This is a genomic window from Streptomyces sp. NPDC059743 (genome assembly GCF_042732975.1).
Lineage (GTDB): Bacteria > Actinomycetota > Actinomycetes > Streptomycetales > Streptomycetaceae > Streptomyces.
The window spans coordinates 145,164-165,050 of record NZ_JBHWGS010000022.1; the positions used below are offsets into that span (position 1 = coordinate 145,164).

At 71.4% G+C, this 19,887-nt stretch carries 17 protein-coding genes, 1 tRNA gene and 1 pseudogene; 12 read left to right on the forward strand and 7 right to left on the reverse strand.

Features of this window, described 5'->3' with window-relative positions; all coding sequences use genetic code 11:
- Positions 1 to 39 precede the first annotated feature (39 nt).
- A tRNA-His gene (locus tag ACFV6H_RS32505) sits at positions 40 to 112 on the forward strand.
- A 124-nt stretch (positions 113 to 236) separates the two neighbouring features.
- Here ACFV6H_RS32505 and ACFV6H_RS32510 read toward each other — a convergent pair.
- Positions 237 to 1,283, reverse strand: coding sequence for a LacI family DNA-binding transcriptional regulator (locus tag ACFV6H_RS32510; protein ID WP_385549533.1), 1,047 nt, complete (start codon positions 1,281 to 1,283; stop codon positions 237 to 239).
- 451 nt (positions 1,284 to 1,734) lie between these two features.
- Between ACFV6H_RS32510 and ACFV6H_RS32515 the strand changes: the two genes are divergently transcribed.
- The 4 genes from ACFV6H_RS32515 (at position 1,735) to ACFV6H_RS32530 (ending at position 6,599) form a co-directional block, all read left to right on the forward strand.
- On the forward strand, positions 1,735 to 3,069 hold the full coding sequence (locus tag ACFV6H_RS32515; protein ID WP_385549536.1) for an ABC transporter substrate-binding protein: 1,335 nt from the start codon (positions 1,735 to 1,737) through the stop codon (positions 3,067 to 3,069).
- Between the two features lie 3 nt (positions 3,070 to 3,072).
- Complete coding sequence (locus ACFV6H_RS32520; protein WP_384987470.1) at positions 3,073 to 4,155, forward strand: carbohydrate ABC transporter permease; 1,083 nt, start codon at positions 3,073 to 3,075, stop codon at positions 4,153 to 4,155.
- 11 nt (positions 4,156 to 4,166) lie between these two features.
- A complete protein-coding gene (locus ACFV6H_RS32525; RefSeq protein ID WP_385549540.1) occupies positions 4,167 to 5,087 on the forward strand; it encodes a carbohydrate ABC transporter permease in 921 nt (306 codons plus the stop codon).
- Positions 5,088 to 5,189: 102 nt separating this feature from the next.
- The gene (locus tag ACFV6H_RS32530) at positions 5,190 to 6,599 is read left to right on the forward strand and encodes a GH1 family beta-glucosidase (protein ID WP_385549543.1); all 1,410 of its coding nucleotides are present in this window, start codon (positions 5,190 to 5,192) and stop codon (positions 6,597 to 6,599) included.
- Positions 6,600 to 6,919: 320 nt separating this feature from the next.
- Here ACFV6H_RS32530 and ACFV6H_RS32535 read toward each other — a convergent pair whose 3' ends face one another.
- Both ACFV6H_RS32535 and ACFV6H_RS32540 read right to left on the reverse strand, forming a co-directional pair.
- Positions 6,920 to 8,323 carry a sensor histidine kinase gene (locus ACFV6H_RS32535; protein ID WP_385549546.1) on the reverse strand — a complete coding sequence of 468 codons (1,404 nt, stop codon included), beginning with the start codon at positions 8,321 to 8,323 and terminating at the stop codon, positions 6,920 to 6,922.
- Between the two features lie 36 nt (positions 8,324 to 8,359).
- Entirely contained in the window at positions 8,360 to 9,049 is a 690-nt protein-coding gene (locus tag ACFV6H_RS32540) for a response regulator transcription factor (RefSeq protein ID WP_384987478.1), read from the reverse strand.
- 132 nt (positions 9,050 to 9,181) lie between these two features.
- Between ACFV6H_RS32540 and ACFV6H_RS32545 the strand changes: the two genes are divergently transcribed.
- On the forward strand, positions 9,182 to 9,799 hold the full coding sequence (locus tag ACFV6H_RS32545; protein WP_385549550.1) for a hypothetical protein: 618 nt from the start codon (positions 9,182 to 9,184) through the stop codon (positions 9,797 to 9,799).
- Between the two features lie 32 nt (positions 9,800 to 9,831).
- Here the strand turns inward: ACFV6H_RS32545 and ACFV6H_RS32550 are convergent, their stop codons facing one another.
- Together ACFV6H_RS32550 and ACFV6H_RS32555 are read right to left on the reverse strand one after the other, a co-directional pair.
- Entirely contained in the window at positions 9,832 to 10,704 is an 873-nt protein-coding gene (locus ACFV6H_RS32550) for a spermidine synthase (protein WP_385549553.1), read from the reverse strand.
- Between the two features lie 243 nt (positions 10,705 to 10,947).
- On the reverse strand, positions 10,948 to 11,349 hold the full coding sequence (locus ACFV6H_RS32555; protein ID WP_385549556.1) for a hypothetical protein: 402 nt from the start codon (positions 11,347 to 11,349) through the stop codon (positions 10,948 to 10,950).
- Between the two features lie 281 nt (positions 11,350 to 11,630).
- On the opposite strand from ACFV6H_RS32555, the gene ACFV6H_RS32560 reads away from it, so the two are divergent.
- The gene (locus ACFV6H_RS32560) at positions 11,631 to 13,046 is read left to right on the forward strand and encodes a tetratricopeptide repeat protein (protein WP_385549559.1); all 1,416 of its coding nucleotides are present in this window, start codon (positions 11,631 to 11,633) and stop codon (positions 13,044 to 13,046) included.
- A gap of 64 nt (positions 13,047 to 13,110) precedes the next feature.
- On the opposite strand, the gene ACFV6H_RS32565 is transcribed toward ACFV6H_RS32560, so the two are convergent.
- Complete coding sequence (locus ACFV6H_RS32565; protein ID WP_384987487.1) at positions 13,111 to 13,707, reverse strand: histidine phosphatase family protein; 597 nt, start codon at positions 13,705 to 13,707, stop codon at positions 13,111 to 13,113.
- A 218-nt stretch (positions 13,708 to 13,925) separates the two neighbouring features.
- Here ACFV6H_RS32565 and ACFV6H_RS32570 point away from each other — a divergent pair, with 218 nt between their 5' ends.
- From ACFV6H_RS32570 to ACFV6H_RS32590, 5 genes are all read left to right on the forward strand, one after another.
- On the forward strand, positions 13,926 to 15,053 hold the full coding sequence (locus tag ACFV6H_RS32570; RefSeq protein ID WP_385549591.1) for a phosphatase PAP2 family protein: 1,128 nt from the start codon (positions 13,926 to 13,928) through the stop codon (positions 15,051 to 15,053).
- Positions 14,971 to 16,227 (forward strand): hypothetical protein, encoded by a 1,257-nt coding sequence (locus ACFV6H_RS32575; RefSeq protein WP_385549563.1) that lies wholly within the window; start codon positions 14,971 to 14,973, stop codon positions 16,225 to 16,227. Before ACFV6H_RS32570 ends, ACFV6H_RS32575 begins: the two co-directional genes overlap by 83 nt.
- A complete protein-coding gene (locus tag ACFV6H_RS32580) occupies positions 16,227 to 17,876 on the forward strand; it encodes a hypothetical protein (protein WP_385549566.1) in 1,650 nt (549 codons plus the stop codon). Before ACFV6H_RS32575 ends, ACFV6H_RS32580 begins: the two co-directional genes overlap by 1 nt.
- Positions 17,876 to 19,240 carry an AAA domain-containing protein gene (locus tag ACFV6H_RS32585; protein ID WP_385549595.1) on the forward strand — a complete coding sequence of 455 codons (1,365 nt, stop codon included), beginning with the start codon at positions 17,876 to 17,878 and terminating at the stop codon, positions 19,238 to 19,240. The genes ACFV6H_RS32580 and ACFV6H_RS32585 overlap by 1 nt, the downstream gene beginning before the upstream one ends.
- Positions 19,241 to 19,390: 150 nt before the next feature.
- A complete protein-coding gene (locus ACFV6H_RS32590; RefSeq protein ID WP_093603051.1) occupies positions 19,391 to 19,738 on the forward strand; it encodes a hypothetical protein in 348 nt (115 codons plus the stop codon).
- A gap of 49 nt (positions 19,739 to 19,787) precedes the next feature.
- On the opposite strand, the pseudogene ACFV6H_RS32595 reads toward ACFV6H_RS32590, so the two are convergent.
- Positions 19,788 to 19,887 (reverse strand): annotated as a pseudogene (locus ACFV6H_RS32595) (IS481 family transposase); the annotation flags it as partial.

Sequence of the window (19,887 nt, forward strand, 5' to 3'; positions counted from 1 at the left end):
TACACTTTTTCTCGGCCGGTCGGAAAGCGACCGGTCGTGGTGGGTATAGCTCAGCTGGTAGAGCACCTGGTTGTGGTCCAGGATGTCGCGGGTTCGAGTCCCGTTACTCACCCTGAGTGAGCAAGGCCCGGTTCGCGCAAGCGGACCGGGCCTTCTTCGTTCCCGGGAGCCGAGGCCGGTCCAAGTTGATCCAGGGTCGGCCCAGGTTAGTCCGGGTCAGTCCAGGCCGGTCCAGGTCAGGAGGAGGCCCGGACGATCAGCTGGGTGGGAAGCACGATCTGAGGCGGCGGTGTCGCGGCGCCGGTCGGGCGGGCGGCGATTTCTTCGAGGACCAGACGGGCCATCGCGCGGCCCATCTCCTCGATCGGCTGGCGGACGCTCGTCAAGGGCGGGTCCATATGGCGGGCTATCGCCGAGTCGTCGAAGCCGATCAGGGCCACGTCGTCCGGGATACGGCGGCCGGCGGCGCGGAGAGTCTGGCGGGCGCCGGCGGCCATGACGTCCGAGGCGGCGAAGACCGCGTCCAGGTCCGGGCGGCGGGCGAGGAGTTCGCGCATGGCGCGGCGACCGCCGTCCTCGGTGAAGTCGGCCACGGCCGTCAGCCGCCCGTCCGGGGCCTGTCCGGCGTCCGTGAGGGCCCGGCGGTAGCCGTCGAGGCGGCAGGCCGCGCCGTACACCTCCAGCCGGCCGGTGATGGTCGCGATGGTGCGCCGGCCCCGGGCGAGGAGATGGGCGACGGCCGTACGGGCGCCCTCGGCGTTGTCGGAGTCGACCGCGGGCAGCGGTTCGGCCGCCGAGCGCCGGCCGCTGATGACCGTCGGGATACCGAGCTGGGTCAGCAGCTCCGGCAGCGGATCGTCCGCGTGGACCGAGACCAGCAGCGCTCCGTCGGCGCGGTGCGCGGCCAGATACTGGGCGAGGCGGCGGCGCTCGCGGGCGCCGCCCGCGAAGGTCAGCAGCAGTTGCATCCCCGTCTCGGCGAGCGCCTCGCCGACGCCGCTGACGATGTCGGAGAAGTACGGTTCGGCGAAGAACCGCGCCTCGGGCTCGGGCACCACCAGGGCGATCGCGTCGGCGCGGTTGGCGGCGAGGGCGCGGGCCGCGCGGTTCGGTACGTATCCCAGCTCGGCGACCGCCGCCTCGACCGCGGCCTTGGTCCTCTCACTGACCCGCGGCGAACCGTTGATCACCCGCGAGACCGTGCCACGGCCGACCCCGGCGCGCGCGGCCACCTCTTCGAGCGTGGGCAGCTTGCCGCCGCGCCCTCGCGCCGCCGAAGGCACTGAAGGCGCTGAAGGCGTCGGGCGCGCCGAGCGCGCTGAAGGGACGTCAAGGGCTCCCGGTGCTCCCGGCTCTCCCGGCGCGGCCTCCGGTGTCCTCCGTACCCGGCCCGCCTCCTGGGCTCCGTCCGTTCCCCGGACTCCCGGGGCTTTCCGAGACGCCATCCCTGCCTCCCCCAACGAATCCACCGCCCGAACCACCACCCACCCTCATGGCGCCCATGGCGTAAACCAACAAACGGATAAACGAGCCACCTCGCGCCGCCCGGTCCCTTGACACCCCTACGGGGACCGGCGACGCTTCAACACATCACACATGGGAGCGCTCCCACCGTACCTGACCCATATCAGCCCCGCACATATCCCGACCGCACCGGCCCTTCCCAACTACTGTGCTCTGCACAGCAGTTGGGCCGTAGCCCGGCATGTCGGTGCGGTGTATTAGGAGGACGTAATGCGCACACGTACTCGCTCGTCCCGTCGGCTGGTGGTCCTCGCGGCCGTCGCCGCGCTGGGCGCCGGAGTCCTGGCCGGCTGCGCGGAGGACACAGAGGATCCCTCCGGCAGCGCCTCGGGCGGAGGCGTCAGCGGCAAGGGCAAGACCACGATCACGGTGGGAGTCTTCGGGGCCTTCGGCCTCAAGGAGGCCGGGCTCTACGACCAGTACATGAAGCTCAACAAGGACGTGGTCATCAAGCAGACCTCGATCGAGCGCAACGAGAACTACTATCCGCAGCTCCTCACCCACCTCGGCAGCGGCAGCGGGCTCGCCGATGTCCAGGCCATCGAGGTCAACAACATCGCGGAGATCACCGCCACCCAGGGCGACAAGCTCGTGGACCTCGGGAAGACCGAGGGCGTGCAGAAGGACAGCTTCCTGCCGTGGAAGTGGTCGCAGGCCACCACCACGGCCGGCAAGACCATCGCGCTGGGAACCGACATCGGCCCGGAGGGCATCTGCTACCGCAAGGACCTCTTCGCCACCGCGGGCCTGCCCACCGACCGTGAGGCGGTCGGCAAGCTGTGGGCGGGCGACTGGAACAAGTACCTCGACGCGGGAAAGCAGTTCAAGGCCAAGGCGCCCAAGGGCGCGGCCTTCGTGGACTCGGCGAGCGGTGTGATGGCCGCCATCACAGGCAGCAACGCCAACCGTTTCTACGACAAGGACGGCAAGGTCATCTACAAGACCAACCCGGCCGTGCGCCAGGCCTGGGACATCGCGGCGGACTTCGCCGGCTCCGGACTGACCGCCAAACTCCAGCAGTTCACACCCGGCTGGGACCAGGGATTCGCCAACGGCACCTTCGCCACCGTCTCCTGCCCGGCCTGGATGCTGGGCTACATCCAAGACAAGGGCGGTGAGGCCGGCAAGGGCAAGTGGGACGTGGCCGCCGCGCCCAAGCCCAGCAACTGGGGCGGCTCCTTCCTCGTCGTACCCGAAGCGAGCAAGAACAAGGAAGCCGCGGCCAAACTCGTCGCCTGGCTGACCGCACCCGAACAGCAGGCCACGCTCTTCGCCGAGCGTGGCAGCTTCCCGAGCTCCCAGGCCGCGTACTCCCTGCCGGCCGTGTCGGGCGCCAAGCACGAGTACTTCGACAACGCGCCCATCGGTGAGATCTTCTCGGCGGCGGCCAAGGGCGTACCGGTCCAGATCGTCGGTCCGAAGGATCTGATCATCGCGCAGAACCTGGCCGACATCGGCATGCTCCAGGTCGACCAGAAGGGCACGTCCTCCAAGGACGGCTGGAACGCCGCCGTGAAGGCGATCGACAACGCGCTGGACCAGTGACCGATGGCCAGTGACGCACGTGCCGCCGCGCCCTCCGAGGAGGAGGGCGCGGCCCCGGCGCCGGACGCACCCGCCACGGGCGGCGGGAAGACCGGCCCAGACCACGACACGTACCGCGACGGACATCAGCGGCAACCCGACGACGCAGGCCGCGACGCGCGCGAGGAGCGGCGCCGTGAGCGGCGCAGCCGCCGGTACCGCCGCGATGTGCGCTGGAGTCCCTACGCCTTCATCGCGCCCTTCTTCGTCTTCTTCATGGCCTTCGGGCTCTTCCCGCTGCTCTACACCGGCTGGGCCTCCCTGCACCGCGTGGAGCTGACCGCGCCCACCGACATGGAGTGGGTGGGACTGCGCAACTTCTCCCGGCTGCTCAGTGACGAGTTCTTCTGGAACGCGCTCCAGAACACCGTCACCATCGGGCTGATCTCCACGATCCCCCAGCTTCTGATCGCGCTGGGCATCGCGCATCTGCTCAACTACCGGCTGCGCGGCTCGATGTTCTTCCGCGTCGCCGTACTCACTCCGTACGCCACCTCGGTGGCCGCCGCGACGCTGGTCTTCGTCCTGCTCTTCGGCCGTGACTACGGAATGATCAACTGGCTGCTCGGACAGATCGGGATCGGTGCCGTCGACTGGCAGAACGGCACCTGGACCTCCCAGCTCGCGGTCTCCACGATCGTCATCTGGCGCTGGACCGGCTACAACGCCCTGATCTATCTGGCGGCGATGCAGGCCATCCCCAACGATCTGTACGAGTCGGCGGCCCTGGACGGCGCCTCGCGCTGGCAGCAGTTCATCCATGTGACCGTGCCTTCGCTGCGGCCGACGATCCTGTTCACCTGTGTGGTCTCGACCATCGGCGCGACACAGCTCTTCGGTGAACCGCTGCTCTTCAACGGCGGCGCGGGCGCGACGGGCGGCGCCAGCCACCAGTTCCAGACGCTCGGGCTCTATCTGTACGAACAGGGCTGGGTGAATCTCCATCTCGGCCGGGCCTCGGCGATCGCCTGGACGATGTTCCTGATCCTGCTGATCATCGGCGCGGTGAACTGGGTCATCGGCCGCCGTCTCCGCAAGAGCGCGTAGGGAGACCACTCATGTCGACGACTTCACAGACACTCACGGATCAGCGGACACCCGGCCACACCGAGGCGGACCGGAGGAAGGTCGCCCGGCCGAAGAAGCGCGGCGCGGGCCGGCAGCTCCACGGCGGGCGGATCACCTACGCCGTACTGATCATCTTCACCATCGGCTCGCTCTTCCCGCTCGTATGGACGGCGATCGCGGCCTCCCGCAACAACACCCGGCTCGCCCAGACGCCTCCGCCGTTCTGGTTCGGCGGAAACCTCTTCAAGAATCTGGAGATCGCCTGGACCGACGCCAATATGGGCACGGCCCTGCTCAATACGACCGTGGTCGCGGGCGCGATCGCGGCGGGCACCGTGCTCTTCTCCACCCTGGCCGGCTTCGCCTTCGCCAAACTGCGCTTCCGGTTCCAGAATCTGCTTCTGCTGCTGGTGATCGGCACGATGATGGTGCCGCCGCAGCTCAGTGTCGTACCGCTGTACATGCTGATCGCCGAGCTGTCCTGGACCGACCAGCTCCAGTCCGTCATCCTGCCGACGCTGGTCAGCGCCTTCGGCGTGTTCTTCATGCGGCAGTATCTGATCGGAGCGCTGCCCACGGAGCTGATCGAGGCGGCCCGGGTGGACGGCGCGAGCAGCTTGCGGGTGGTGTGGCATGTGGTCTTCCCGGCCGCGCGGCCCGCGATGGCCGTGCTGGGAATGCTGACCTTCGTGATGGCCTGGAACGACTTCTTCTGGCCGATCATCGCACTGACGCAGAACGGCAATCCCACCGTGCAGGTGGCGCTGACCGGGCTCGGCCGCGGCTATATCCCCGACCAGTCGGTGATCATGGCGGGCGCGCTGCTGGGCACGCTGCCGCTGCTGCTCGCCTTTGTGATCTTCGGCAGACATATCGTCGGCGGCATCATGCAGGGCGCGGTCAAGGGCTGAGCCGTACGTCCGCGTCCGTCAACTCCGTAACTCCGTACCTCTCGTCCGTCACCCCCCACCGCTCACTCCTCACCTCACACCTACGGCAACGGGAGCTGACCCATGTCCGACACCTTTCCGCCCGGCTTCCTGTGGGGCACCGCCACCGCCGCGTACCAGATCGAGGGCGCGGCCCGGGAGAACGGCCGTACGCCGTCCATCTGGGACACCTTCAGCCACACGCCAGGCAAGGTCGCACAGGGCGACACCGGCGACATCGCCGTCGACCACTTCCACCGCAGGGCCGAGGACGTCCGGCTGATGGCGGACCTGGGCGTGAACGCGTACCGCTTCTCGGTCTCCTGGCCGCGCGTCCAGCCCACCGGGCGCGGTCCCGCCATCCAGCGCGGTCTCGACTTCTACCGTGCGCTGGTCGACGATCTGCTCGGCCACGGCATCGAGCCCGTCCTCACGCTCTACCACTGGGATCTGCCGCAGGAGCTGGAGGCGGCGGGCGGCTGGCCGGAGCGCGAGACGGCGTACCGCTTCGCGGAGTACGCACGCTACGTCGGCGAGGCGCTCGGCGACCGGGTACGGCGCTGGACCACCCTGAACGAGCCCTGGTGCAGCGCCTTTCTGGGATACGCGTCCGGCGTGCACGCCCCGGGCCGTACGGACCCGGCGGCGGCGCTGCGGGCGGCGCACCATCTCAACCTCGGCCATGGTCTGGCCGCGCAGGCGCTGCGCTCCGTGCTCCCGGCGGACGGCCGGGTCTCGGTGAGCCTCAACCCGTCGGCCGTACGGGCCCGTACGCAGTCGCCCGCGGACCTGGACGCGCGGCGCCGTATCGACGCGCTCGCGAACCGGATCTTCACCGGCCCGATGCTGAACGGCGCGTACCCGAAGGATCTCTTCGCGGACACCGCGCGGATCACCGACTGGTCCTTCGTCCATGCCACGGACCCGGCGACGATCCGCCAGCCGCTGGACTCGCTGGGCATCAACTACTACGCGCCCGCGGTGGTCTCGGCCGCCACGGACGAGTTCGCCGGGCGCCACGACGGCCACGGCGAGAGCGAGCATTCGCCCTGGCCGGGCGCGGACTCCGTCGCCTTCCATCAGCCGCCCGGTGAACTCACCGAGATGGGCTGGTCGGTGGATCCGAGCGGGCTGTACGACCTGCTGATGCGGTACACGCGCGAGGCGCCGGGACTGCCGCTGATGGTCACCGAGAACGGCGCGGCGTACGCGGACAGGCCCGGTGCGGACGGTACGGTCCACGACCCGGACCGGATCCGCTATCTGCACGGCCATCTCGCGGCGGTCCGGCGGGCGATCGACGACGGCGCCGATGTCCGCGGCTACTTCCTCTGGTCACTGCTGGACAATTTCGAGTGGGCGTACGGCTACGGCAAGCGCTTCGGCGCGGTGCATGTGGACTACGAGACCCAGCGCCGTACGCCGAAGTCGAGCGCGCTCTGGTACGCCAGGCTGGCCGGTACGGGCGTACTGCCGGAGGTCCCGGTCGGCTGACGCGGGCCCACCGGCCCGTCGGCCGCCGGCCCGTCGCCGTACGCCGTCTCGTTACGCGCGTGTCCCGGGCCTTCGCCGTACGCGCGAGCCCCGGCCGGATGGGTGTGGGGGGTCGGTCCGGCCGGGGCGGCGGGGGGGGCGGCTGGTGGGGCAGCCAGGACAGAACGCTAGCTGTCCCGGCACGGACAAATGGGCTGTACGGGACAGGCGCCACGGTTCTTAGGGCGCGCTTAAGGTGCGCATCGGAACCGATTAAAGATCCGGCGCCTGTTGAAGATCGGGCGCGTGCCTTCGCCCCGCCGAGCCCAGGGCCGGAGGCCTCAGACCTCCGCCGCCCTGCGGCCCTGGGCCGCCCGCTTGCGGCGGCCGAGGCGGTGCCCTCGCGGCGCGTCCGGCGCGCGCCAGCCGTCGAGCCCGATCCAGATCCGTACCTCGGTGCCGCCGAGCACCGAGCGCCCGATCCGTACGTCTCCGCCCGTCGACTCGGCCACCCGGCGCACGATGTCGAGACCGAGCCCGGTCGAACCGTCCCGTCCGCCGCTGTTGCCGCGCGCGAGCGCGGCCCGGGGATCGGCGATACCCGGTCCCGCGTCCGAGACCAGGACGATCACGGCGTCCTCGCCGTTGTGCACATCGACGGCGAAGGCCGTGCCCTCCGGTGTGTGCCGGAAGACATTGCCGAGCAACGCGTCGAGCGCGGCGGCCAGTTCGGCCCTGACAACCGGGATACGGACCGGGCCGCCGATGCCCGCGACCCGTGCCGTACGGCCCTCGTCCTCGGCCAGCGCGGACCAGAAGTCCATCCGCTCCCGGACGACTTCGGAGACGTCACAGCCGCCGGCCGGCCCGGCGGCCACCGTCTGCGGCTTGGACTCGCGGGCGGTACGGATGATCGTGTCGACCTCGCGTTCCAACTGGGCCACGGCCGCCCTGGTCTGGTCGGCGGCCGGACCTTCGCCCAGCGACGCGGCGTTGAGACGCAGCACGGTGAGCGGAGTGCGCAGCCGGTGCGAGAGATCGGCGGCGAGTTCCCGCTCATTGGCGAGGAGCTGGACGACCTGGTCGGCCATCGAGTTGAACGCGACGGCGGCGGACCGCAGTTCGGTGGGCCCTTCCTCCGGGACCCGCGCGCCGAGCTTTCCCTCGCCCAGCGCGTGCGCCGCGTACGCGAGGCGCTGCGCCGGCTCGACCATCCGCAGTCCGAGCCGGTCGGCGACCGCGACCGAACCGACCACCAGCGCGAGACCCACACCCGCGAGCACCAGCCAGGCGGTGGTGACTCCGTTGGAGACCTCCTCGTCGGGCACGAAGATCTCGACGACCGCGATCCTCGCCTGGCTGAGCGCGGTCGGCTGGAGCAGCGCGAAACCGCCCGTGACCTCGGTGATGGAGGCGCGGCCGATCCGCCGTACGGTCCGCAGATCCTCCTCGGCCGCCCGGCGCGTACCGATCTCCAGCGGCAGACTGCCCGGCTCGTCGGCGGCCGGGACATGCACGGCCATCCGTCCGTACGCGCCGGCCAGCGTGGAGGCGACGGCCCGTTCCAGCTCCGCGCGGTCGGTGGTGATGGAGAGCGTCGGGCCGATGGTGGCGGCCTGCCGCTCGGCGTTGGTGAAGGCCCGGTCCCTGGCCATCTCCTTGATGACCAGTCCCAGCGGTACGGCGAAGGCCACGACGACCATCACGGTGACGGCCACGGCCACCTTGACCAGGGCCCATCTCATTTCCGCGGCTCCCGTCTCATGTCCACGGCTCCCGTCTCATTTCGGCGGCTCCAGCTTCACGCCGACACCGCGCAGTGTGTGCAGATAGCGCGGCCTGGCCGCCGTCTCGCCGAGTTTGCGCCGCAGCCAGGAGAGATGGACATCGATGGTCTGGTCGTCGCCGTACGACTGCTGCCAGACCTCGGCGAGCAGCTCCTTGCGCGGTACGACCACTCCCGGGCGCCCGGCGAGAAAGGTCAGCAGATCGAACTCACGCCGCGTCAGATCCAGTGCGGATCCGTCCAGTTCGGCCTGGCGGCGCAGCGGATCGATGGAGAGCCCGCCGACCCGGATGACACGCGAGGGCGTGGCCTCGTCGGCGCCGGCGCGCGAACGGCGCAGTACGGCCGCGATCCTGGCCGAGAGATGCTCCACCGAGAACGGCTTGGTGAGATAGTCGTCGGCGCCGTCGTTGAGCAGCCGTACGATCTCCGTCTCGTCGTCCCGCGCGGTGGCGATGATCACCGGTACGTCGGTGATGCCGCGCAGCATCTTCAGCGCCTCGGCACCGTCGAGATCCGGCAGCCCGAGGTCGAGTATGACCACGTCGAACCGGAAATGGGCGACTTCGCGCAGCGCCTCCAGGGCGGTACCGACGCTCCGTACGGTGTGGGAGGCCTCGGTCAGGTGCCTGATGAGGGCGGAGCGCACGAACTGGTCGTCCTCGACCACGAGCACACTGGGCATGGGCGGCACCGTACGCCATCCGGGGAACACGAGGAGGCCGGTCCCAGCGGTCCGTGATCCACGGGGCCTGTGTGGCACGAGTGTTGTCCGGAGCCGGTGTTGTCTGGCGCGGGTGTCGCGGGGTGCGGCACTATGGCCCGGATGCGCAGAGGACTCGTACACGCGATGGCGTGGTCGCTGGCCACCGGCGCGGCGGTCACGCTCACGTGGTGGGGCGTCCGTACGGTCATGGCCGGTACGGCCTACGATCCGCCGCGCGCACTCGCGCTGCCCTCGGACAACTGGACGGCGCCGCGGCCCAGTCCGGTCACCTCCTCCACCCAGCGTCCTCCGAGCCCGTCCGCGCGACCGAGCCGCCCGGTGAAGTCCGCGGACGCGGACGCACACGCGGGTACGGGCACGGGTGAGGGCGCCGGTACGGACGCGGGAGCGGCGGCACCGGACGGAGACCGGCAGCCGTCGCCGTACGCGTCGACGGGAGAGCCCGCGCAGGGCGGCACGGACGGCTACGCGGAACCGCCCGATTCCGGGAGCGTGAAGAGCTATACGGTCGACGGCGGCCGGGTCGCGTTCGACATCGGCGAGGTCTCGGCCGAGCTGGTCTCGGCGACACCCGACGCGGGCTGGCAGATGCAGGTGTGGACGCAACCGGCCTGGATCCGGGTGACGTTCACCCAGAACGGCCGGGAGGTCTCGGTGTTCTGCACCTGGAACGGCCATCCGCCGATGGTCCAGTTCGACGACCGCTGAGCGCGTCGGGCGGCGGCCGGTGGACGCGTCCGTCAGGTGGTGAACGCGTCGGCCGGAGGCGGCGGTGACGGCTTGGCGCTCGCGTCCGTGACGGCGGGCGCACCACCGGTGAAGTCGGCCAGCGCGCGCCCGTGTTCGACCCGTCCCGGATGCGGATCGCTCGCGACCCGGCGCGTCAGCTCGGCGAGCGGCAGCTCACGGTCGGAGGCAAGCAGTACGGCATTGCCGAAGCGGCGCCCGCGCAGCACGGTCGGATCGGCAGCCAGCGCGAGATGCGTGAAGGCGGTCGCGGCGGTGGCGATCTGCCCGCGCAGATGGGCGAGCGGCGGTCCGTCGGCGAGATTGGCCGCGTAACAGCCGTCGGGCCGCAGGGCCCGCCGTACCTCCGCGAGGAACTCGACGCTGGTGAGATGCGCGGGAGTACGGGCGCCGCCGAACACATCGGCGATCACCAGATCCGCCCAGCCGTCCGGCACCTTGGCGAGTCCGGCGCGGGCGTCGGTGGAGCGGACCCGGATCCGGGCAGCGGGATCCAGCGGCAGCCGCGCACGGACGAACCGGACGAGCGCGGCGTCCACTTCGACGATCTGCTGGGTGGAGCGTGGGCGGGTGGCGGCGATATAGCGGGCGAGAGTGAAGGCGCCGCCGCCGAGATGCACGACCTGGAGCGGCCGGCCCGCGGGCGCCAGGAGATCGGCGACATGGCCGAGTCTGCGCTGGTACTCGAAGGACAGACGGGTGGGATCGTCAAGGTCCACATGGGACTGCGGAGCGCCGTCGATCAGCAGCGACCAGGCGCGAGGCCGCTCCCGGTCGGGTATCAGCTCGGCGCTCCCCCCGTCGACGGCCTCCACCACGACGGCCGCCCTCGCCGTACCCGTCGCACCACGCCTGTTCCTCGCCACAAGGCCACTCTATTTTAAGGGCTCGGATGCCCGACCGGTTCTCGCGACCGCCTCTCGCCCGGCCGCCTTGGGGTGCGGAGACGTTCCGGCCCCGCACGGCCGCCGGCGAGTGAGCCGAAGGGCGCGCCGCTGTCGAAAGGGAGAGCGCGCGGAGGCCCCGAGGTACGAGGGGTCGAGCACGGTCGACCGTCGACAGTGGCAGAAAGCGCCCGGAGGCGAACCGAGCCCCAAAAAAGAAGCTGCCTAGCGGCATCGGTCCACCACCTCGATCAGTCTCGCCGCCTGGCCCAGGGCTTCCCTCAGTACCGCCGGGTCCGTGACCGGGCCCGTCGTGTCGGGCGGCAGCAGCCAGTTCGAGCCCGTGACCGGTGGATCCGCCGGGAGACGCACTCCGCGGCCATGTGTCTGCGTACACGCGCTGCCCGGCATGTCCCAGCCCGCCGCGGTGCCCGGCGGCACCAGAAAGCCGAGAGTGTCGCAGGGAGCGTCATGGAGCACGGGCCCCACCGCGGGCGTGCTCCCGCGGCGCAGAATGTCCACCGCTTCGAGCCCCTGCCGGGCCGGAACGGTCACCAGGTCGCAGGGCTCCCCCGCGTCCCCGGAACGCGTGCCGAACTCCTGGCCGTTCGTGTGCTGAGACTCCAACAAGGGAACCCCTCCTCGTCGAGCGCAGACGCCTTGAGCGTCTCCAGGGGGTTCAACGCCCGAGGGCGTCAACGGCTACGGCGGCACGCCGCCGCAAAGGATGGCAGTTCATAGCAGATCGTGAGCGAGATATCCGCTTTGCACGCAAACCCTGTGTGTACGACCCATCACAACCGGTACGTTCTTGCTTCGCCGAAAGTGCCGGACGGAAGTGCCGGACCGGACGGAAGTGCCGGAGGAGACCGGCGGCTCCATCGGCTGTACCAGGAGAGGGCTCGGTCATGGCGTCGTCCCGGGCAGTTCCCAACCACGCCTTCCGCAGGCTGCGCGCTCAGCGCTCGCCGGCGGAGTTCGCCGCCGCCGTACGCAGGGCCGCTCGGGAGATCGGTGAACATGTCGCCTGCGACGCACGCTATGTCGGACGGGTGGAGGCGGGCGAGATCCGCTGTCCCAACTACGCGTACGAACGGGTCTTCCTGCATATGTTCCCGGGACTGACGCTGAAGGACCTGGGCTTCTCCGCGCGGGAAGAGGTACGCGGCAGAGCGGCCCGGATCATGGCGGAGCCGCCACCGCTCCCGCCGCCGCCTCCGTCCCTGCCCTTGCCACCGGCGCCCGTCAGCGACACCAGCACTGCCGGTGCCATCCGCGATACGAGTGAGACCAGCGACACCAACGAGGAGAGCGACGTGCTGCGTCGCGCATTCATGACGAGCGGCCCCGTCACGGTGATGGCCGCGTCCCTCGGTCTCGGCGGTGCGCCCGCCGCGGCCGTGCCCGCGCCGCGGCGCGTCGGCGAGACCGAGGTGGCCGCCGTCGAGGAGGCCGTACGGCGGATCCGGCTGCTGGACGACCGCCATGGCGCCGACGGGCTCTACCGGCAGGCCACCCGGCCGCTGCGCGTCGCGTACGCCCTGCTCGACGCGGGCGCCACCACCCGGCAGACCACCGCCGACCGGCTGCACTCGGGCGCGGGCGAGCTGTCGATCTCGGTGGGCTGGCTCGCCCATGACTCCGGCCGGTTCGAGGACGCGCGCTCGCACTACGCGGAGGCGCTGGCGACCGCACGGGTCGCGGCCGATCCCGCGCTGGAGGCCCACGCCTTCTGCAACATGTCCTTCCTGGCCAGGGATTCGGGCCGGTGCCGGGAAGCCGTGCGCGCCGCGCAGGCGGGCGCGCGGGCCGCCGCGCAGCTCGCCTCGCCGCGGCTGCTGTCGCTGCTCGCGCTGCGCGAGGCGGGCGGCTGGGCCGGGCTCGGCGACCGTACGAACTGTGAGCGGGCGCTGTCCCTGGCGCACGGCTTCTTCGAGCGCGGGCCCTCGGACGCGGATCCCGAGTGGATGTCCTTCTTCGGCGAACCGGAGCTGGAGTCGCAGGAGGCGCTCTGCCACGAGGCACTGGGCGACTGGGCGCGGGCGGCGCGTCACGCGTACCGCGCCACGGTCCTCCAGGATCCGCACTTCGCGCGCAATCTCGCCCTCTACCGCGCGGAGCTGTCCACCGATCTGGCCCGCGCGGGCTCGCCGGACGCGGCGGCGGTGGCGGGCCATCAGGTGCTGGATCTGCTGGACGGCGTCCAGTCGTCCCGTATCCACACACGACTCGCGACCACGGCCCGGGTACTGCTGCCGCAGCGCCGGCTGCCGGAGGTGAGCGCCTTCCTGGACCGCCACGCCGCGACGAACGCCGGTACGTAAAACCAAGCCCGCGCGTAAGGCCAAGAAGGACACCTGACGGGCACCCGCCCGTACCCCCGGCGCGTCAGTCCGTCAGATGCGCCGTGTCGTTCCAGACCTCGACCGCCGGAAGCCCGTACGCCCAGCCGAGCACCGACACCGACGTCGGATCCAGCCGGATGCGCGCCGCGAACGAGATGTCCTCGCCCAGCCAGCGCGCGCCTATCGCGCGCAGGATATGGCCGTGGGCGAAGACCAGCACATCGCGGTCGGCCGAGCGCGCCCAGGCTATGGCCTCGTCCGCGCGGGCCGAGACCTCCGCCAGGCTCTCGCCGTCGGGAACGCCGTCGCGCCAGATGAACCAGTCGGGCCGGTCCGACTTGATCTCGGCCGGTGTCATGCCCTCGTACGCGCCGTAGTCGAACTCCATCAGCGCGTCCCACTCCTCGGCCCGGTCGCCGAAGCCCGCCAGCGCGCAGGTCTCGCTCGCGCGCAGCAGCGGGCTGGTCCGTATCTCCACGTCCGCGAGGCCCGACCAGGGCGCCCGGTGCAGCCGCTCGCCCAGCAGCTTCGCGCCTCGGCGGCCCTCGTCCAGCAGAGGTATGTCCGTCCTGCCCGTATGACGGCCGGAAAGCGACCAGGCCGTCTGGCCGTGCCGGGCGAGAAGGATGCGCGGTGCCATGGGTGCTACTCCCTGAAGTTCACAACCGGTGCCGCTCCATCATCGCGTATCTGAACGAAGGGCAACCTCCTGGGGGACACGGGCGTCCCTCTCTCCGTTGGCCGCGATTTCACCGAACGGAAGTTCGGCGGGCCACCCGACCGAGGAAATGGGAGACGTACACCGTACGGTTGAACACCGGCCGAAAACCGCATGAAATGACGATGGAGACCGCCCGTATGCCGCACAGCGCCGCCGCCCGCGCCAGAGACAGCGCCCGCGTCGGCGCCACGCGTCAGCCGGGTATCCGGCCGCCGGGTGCTCGGCCGCAGGATGCCCGGCCGTCGGACGCCCGGCCCCGCTGGTGGGCGGAGCTCACGCTCGTCGTCCTGATCTACGCCGCGTACTCGGCGGGACGGCTGCTGGCCCGCGACGACGGATCGGAGGCCGTCGAGCACGGGCTGGCGATCCTCCGGTTCGAGAAGGCCCTCTTCCTGAACGCCGAGCATCCGCTCAACCGGCTCTTCACCGCCACTCCGGCGCTCGCCGTACCCGCCGACTTCGTCTACGCCTCGCTCCACTATCTGGTCACACCGGCCGTACTCGTCTGGCTCTTCCGCCGCCGCTCCGCGCTCTACCGGACCGCGCGGACCTGGCTCACGCTCTCCACGCTGCTCAGCCTGGTCGGCTTCACGCTGCTGCCCACCTGCCCGCCCAGGCTGCTGCACGCCAGCCACGGCTTTGTCGACACCATGGCGCAGTACAGCGAGTACGGCTGGTGGGGCGACGAGGCGAGCGCGCCGCGCGGTCTGGGCGAGATGACCAACCAGTTCGCCGCGATGCCGAGCCTGCATGTCGGCTGGGCGCTGTGGTGCGGTGTGCTGCTGTGGCGGCACGCGCGTACGCCGCTGGCGCGGTGGCTGGGCGCGCTCTATCCGGTTGTCATCACGGTGGTGGTGATGGGGACGGCGAACCACTACTTCCTGGACGCGGTCGCGGGTGCGGTGGTGATGGCGGTGGGAGCGCTGCTGACAGGGGCCGCGATACGGGCGGCGGACCGGATACGGACGGCGCTGACGGCCCGCTTCGGACCGGCGCCGACCGCGACCGCCCTGCCGACTCCTCTCCCGACTCCCTCCCGGACTTCCGTACCGGCTCCCTCGCGGACCACCGTGCCCGCTCCCTCGCCGGACCCTTCGCCGACGGCCTCCCGTATACCCGTGCCGCCCTCCCCGCGGCCCCGCGCATCACCGATTGTCAGCGGTGGATGCGAGACTTCCGCGGGTGAGCGATTCCCTGGGCGGCGGACCCGTAGCAGCACCTCCGGCACCTCCTCCGCAGACGACACTCCGGCGACGGCTCGCTGAGCTGCGCGGCCCCGCTGTCGCGCCGCATCCGCTCGATGCCCGCGCGCTGGCCGCCCTCGCGGCGAATCCCGGCTGCCGCCGGCGTGCCCTGCTGGACGGTGCCGGTGTCGACAAGGCGGCACTCGCCAAGGCGCTCGGCTCTCCCGCGCCGTTCGGGCAGTCCCAGTTCGCGTTCATGCGTGGCAACGCCTTCGAGGCGAAGGTCAAGGCCGACGGTGGTACGGAGCTGATGCGGCTGCTGGCGGACCGGATCGGCGGCCAGGAACCGCCGCCCGTGCCCGGTGAGGTCTCCGTTCCCGATCTGTCGGCGGCGGGCCCCGAAGGGCGTACGGCGCGTACGGCACTGGCCCTGCGCGAAGCCACGGCGGCCGGCGCCTGGGCGCTGCTCGACCATCCGCTGCTGGCCCTCGAAGTGGCGGGCTCGCCCGCGTATCTGGAGCCGGACGCGGTGGTGGTGCGGCCCGACGGCCGGTGGACGGTCGTGGAGATCAAGTCCTTCCCGATGATCGACGGTTCGGCGGACGCGTCGAAGGTGGGCGCGGCGGCGCGGCAGGCCGCGGTGTACGTACTGGCCCTGGAGCGCGTCGCGGCCCGTACGGAGGGCGCGGAGGTGGGCCATCAGGTGCTGCTGGTCTGCCCGAAGGACTTCTCCAATCTGCCGACGGCGTCCGTCGTGGACGTACGGAAGCAGTTGTCGGTGACGCGCCGTCAGCTCACCAGGCTGACAAGGATCGAGGACATCGCCGACGCGCTCCCTGAGGGCACCACCTTCGATCTGGACCGCTGCTCGGGCGCCCAGCTGACGAGCGCGGTCGACGCGGTCACCGCCGCCTATGCGCCCGAGTGCCTCTCGGCCTGCGAACTGGCTTTCCACTGCCGCTCCCGCGCGCGGGAGCGCGGCGCGGTGGAGGCGCTGGGCCGGAGCGTACGAGGCGAACTGGGCGCGCTGACGACGGTCACGGCGGTGCTGTCGGCGGCCCACGGCGACACGGGCGATCCGGACGACCCGACGGTCGCGGCGCTCCGCCGGGCGGCGACGCTGAGGGCGGAGGCACTGGCGGACGCGGATCCGGCCGTCGCCGACCGGACCATCACCGACCTGGCCGTCGCCGAGCAGGCAGTCGCCGACCGGGCCGTCGCGGATGGTGCGGATCGTCCGGGGACGGAGGGCTGATGTCGCTGATCAGTACGCTCGCGCGGCTGGAGGCCGTGGCGAGCGGGCGGGCCCAGCCGCTGGCCACCGTCCGGCATCGGCGGATCTCCGAACGGCCGCTCGTCCTCGTGCCGTTGACCACCGCGGGTGAGGCGGGCGCACCGCTCGGCGCGCTCGTCGGCACGGACCGGGACGCGCCGCGGCTGCTGACCGTCGCACAGCCGCGCGACCGCGATCTGCGGTTCGCGTTCCTCGGCGAGCTGGCCGAGGCCGTGCTCCCGTATCTCGACGCATACGCCGATGTGATCGAGCCCGCCGAGCGCAACGAGACCGATCCGGAGACCGGGAAGCGGATCAAGGTCGAGGTCGAACTGTGCGTGGACGCACCGCAGTTGATCGTGCCGAGCCGGCCGGGCATCGATTTCGTACGGCTGCTGGGCCGGTCGATGCGGTTCCGGCGCACCGCCGAGGAGGATCCGGAGACGCCGTACCCGGCGCCGCCGCGCGTACCGCTGCTCGGCCGCTGGCTGACGCACTACGGCGAGCGCGCCCGCGTACCGGGCTCCTCGCTGCTGCTCGCGACGACCGATCTGCTCAATCGCCACTGGGCGACCGGGCAGTCAAACCTGGAGGACCAGCATCTCGGCGCGCTGCTCGCCTGGATCAATCCGCCAGGGACGCTCTCGGGCGCCGAGGCCGCGCTCCGGGCGGAGCTGGACCGGGACAGGGACGGGCAGTTGGCATGCCCGCCGGCCGGGCCCGCGACGGATCCGGCGTTCGACAACAGACTGCTGGCGCCCGCGATCGAACGGTACGACCGGGCCCGCCAGGAGCTGGGCGCGGCCGAGGACGGACCGGACGCGGAGGAGCGGCTCGCCAGGCTCACGGCCGCGGAGCGGCACATCCGCGAACTGCTCCTCGGTGTGCTGCGGCCGACCTGGGACGCGGTGTGGCACGGCCTCGATCTGCTGCGTCAACTGCCGGAAGGAGCACGGGTGGAGGAGCGCTGGACGCGCGACCGCTGGTCGTTCACCGGCCATCGCGACCGCGTGCGCGCCGGTGAGCCGCCACAGCCCCGGCGCGACGATGCCGTGACAGCGGCGCAGAAGCTGGCCTCGCGCGAGACGGCACAGGCGCAGCTGGAGGCGGCGGAGGCGCTGGACGATCCGCTGGTGCTCGCGGGCCGCAGGCTGTCGGGCGAGGCGTTCGTCGGCGAGGTGACGGAGGTGGAGATGGCGTACAGCGAGAGCAAACGCCCGAGCCCACGCCCGCTGATCACGCTCCGCACGGACGACCGGCCGCATCTCGGCGAGCGTACGAAGGTGTTCCGCTCGCTGGACGGCAAGCCGCAGTCGGCGGAGTTCGTACGGTACGGAGCCGGGACCGGGACCGGGACCGAGGAGGACGGCACGCTCGTGCTGCGGCTGACCGACCGTATGGGCCGGAGCAAGGAGCCCGCGCCCGGGTCCGTGCCGGAGAAGGGCGACCGGATCGCCTGGACGCTCTTCGAGCACGACCAGCGCGTCGGCCCGAAGCTGCCGGACCCGGAGGAGACGCCCTGGACCCATGGCGGCCCTCCGGCCACAGAAGGAACGGCGGACACGGCAGGCACAGCCTCGTCCTCACCGCAGCAGGCTCCGGACCCGGTGACCGAGGGAGACTTCCTGTGATCCGTCCCACATCGGACTCCTCCTCCTACGCGCCGTCCGCCTTCGATCCGGGCGCCGCCGCCGGCCGGGCCACGGACGCGATCCTGCGGGACACGCTGCATGGAGCCCACCGCGGTGTTGTCGTGGACTCGCCGCCCGGCGCGGGCAAGTCGACGCTCGTCGTACGGGCCGCGCGGGAACTGGCCGCGGCCGGGCGCCCGTTGATGGTGGTCGCGCAGACGAACGCCCAGGTGGACGATCTTGTCGTCCGGCTCGCCGAGAAGAATCCCGAGCTGCCGGTCGGCCGGCTGCACAGCAATGATCCGGATCCGTACGACAAGGCGCTGGACGAGCTGCCGAACGTCCGCAAGTCCGCGAAGGCGGCCGAGCTCGCGGGCCTCGACATCGTCATCTCGACCGCCGCGAAATGGGCCCATGTGCAGGGCGTCGAGCCCTGGCGGCACGCCATCGTGGACGAGGCGTACCAGATGCGCTCGGACGCGCTGCTCGCCGTCGCCGGGCTCTTCGAGCGCGCGCTGTTCGTCGGCGATCCTGGCCAGCTCGATCCGTTCAGCGTGGTGGGCGCCGACCAGTGGGCCGGGCTGTCGTACGACCCGTCGGCGAGCGCGGTCACCACGCTTCTGGCGCACAACCCGGAGCTGCCCCAGCACCGGCTGCCCGTCTCCTGGCGGCTGCCCGCGTCGGCCGCGCCGCTGGTGTCGGACGCGTTCTATCCGTACACACCGTTCCGCAGCGGTACGGACCACGGCGACCGGCGGCTCGCGTTCGGAGTCGCGTCCGACGGCTCGGGCCCTGACCGGGTGCTGGACGAGGCGGCGGAGTCGGGCTGGGGCCTGCTGGAGCTGCCCGCCCGGCGTACGCCTCGTACGGATCCGGAGGCGGTACGGGCCGTGGCCCTGGTCGTCCGCAGACTGCTGGACCGCGGAGGCGTGGCCACCAGCGAGCGCTCCCCGGACCCGGTGCCGGTGACCGCCGACCGGATCGCGGTCGGCACGGCCCACCGCGACCAGGCGGCGGCGGTCCGGGCGGCCCTCGCGGAGCTGGGTGTGACGGGCGTGGCCGTGGACACCGCGAACCGTCTCCAGGGCCGCGAGTTCGATGTCACCGTCGTCCTCCACCCGCTCTCCGGCCGCCCCGACGCCACCGCCTTCCATCTGGAGACCGGCCGCCTCTGCGTCCTCGCCTCCCGCCACCGCCACGCCTGCGTGGTGGTCTGCCGCGCGGGCGTCGCCGAACTCCTCGACGAACACCCGTCCACCGAGCCGGTCCAGCTCGGAGTGACGGTCAAATTCCCGGACGGCTGGGAAGCCAACCACGCGGTCCTGGCGCATCTGTCGGAGCACAAGGTGAGCTGGCGGCCCTGAGTCATCGGCAAGCAGCCGTCGGCCTTGCGCCACAAGCCCTGCCGGGCCCCGCGTACGCCTGATGGCACACGCGCCCGACGCCCCCTTGCGGTGGGCGGGAGAATGGACGGTGGTCGCAGGGCCTGTACACGTACGAGCAGGAGGAACGAGATGCCGGATCCCGAGCGGAGCGAGCGGCGGCTACGGCCCGCACCGCTGCTCTTCGAGCCCTCGGAGGCGGTCGCCGACCCCGAGCACTTCTTCGATCTGGAGTCCCTCGACGACCCCGCGGAGCTGCTGGCCAGGGCCACCGAGCTGACGCTCGCGTTCCGCGCGGCCACGGACCGGGCGGTCGAGTTCCAGGCGGTGGCCGCCGCCCAGCTCGCCGATCCGCGCCGCTTCGACCGGCTCACGACGGAGGACATCGCGCGCCGCGCGGAGTGGACCGAGGACTATGCCAAGAAGATGGTCGAGTTCGGCCGCGACCTGCTGCGCGGCGAAGGCCTCGCGGGCCATTAGGCCGTGTCTGCCACATCCCGTCTGGCTCGCGACGCCTGGCACGCACGACCTAGCTGTATTGACCCGCAGGGTTGTTGACGCGGCTGATCGGGGGGTGGCCTCCGAGTGCGGTGTGGGTGCGGTGGTGGTTGTAGGTGTGGAGGAAGTCT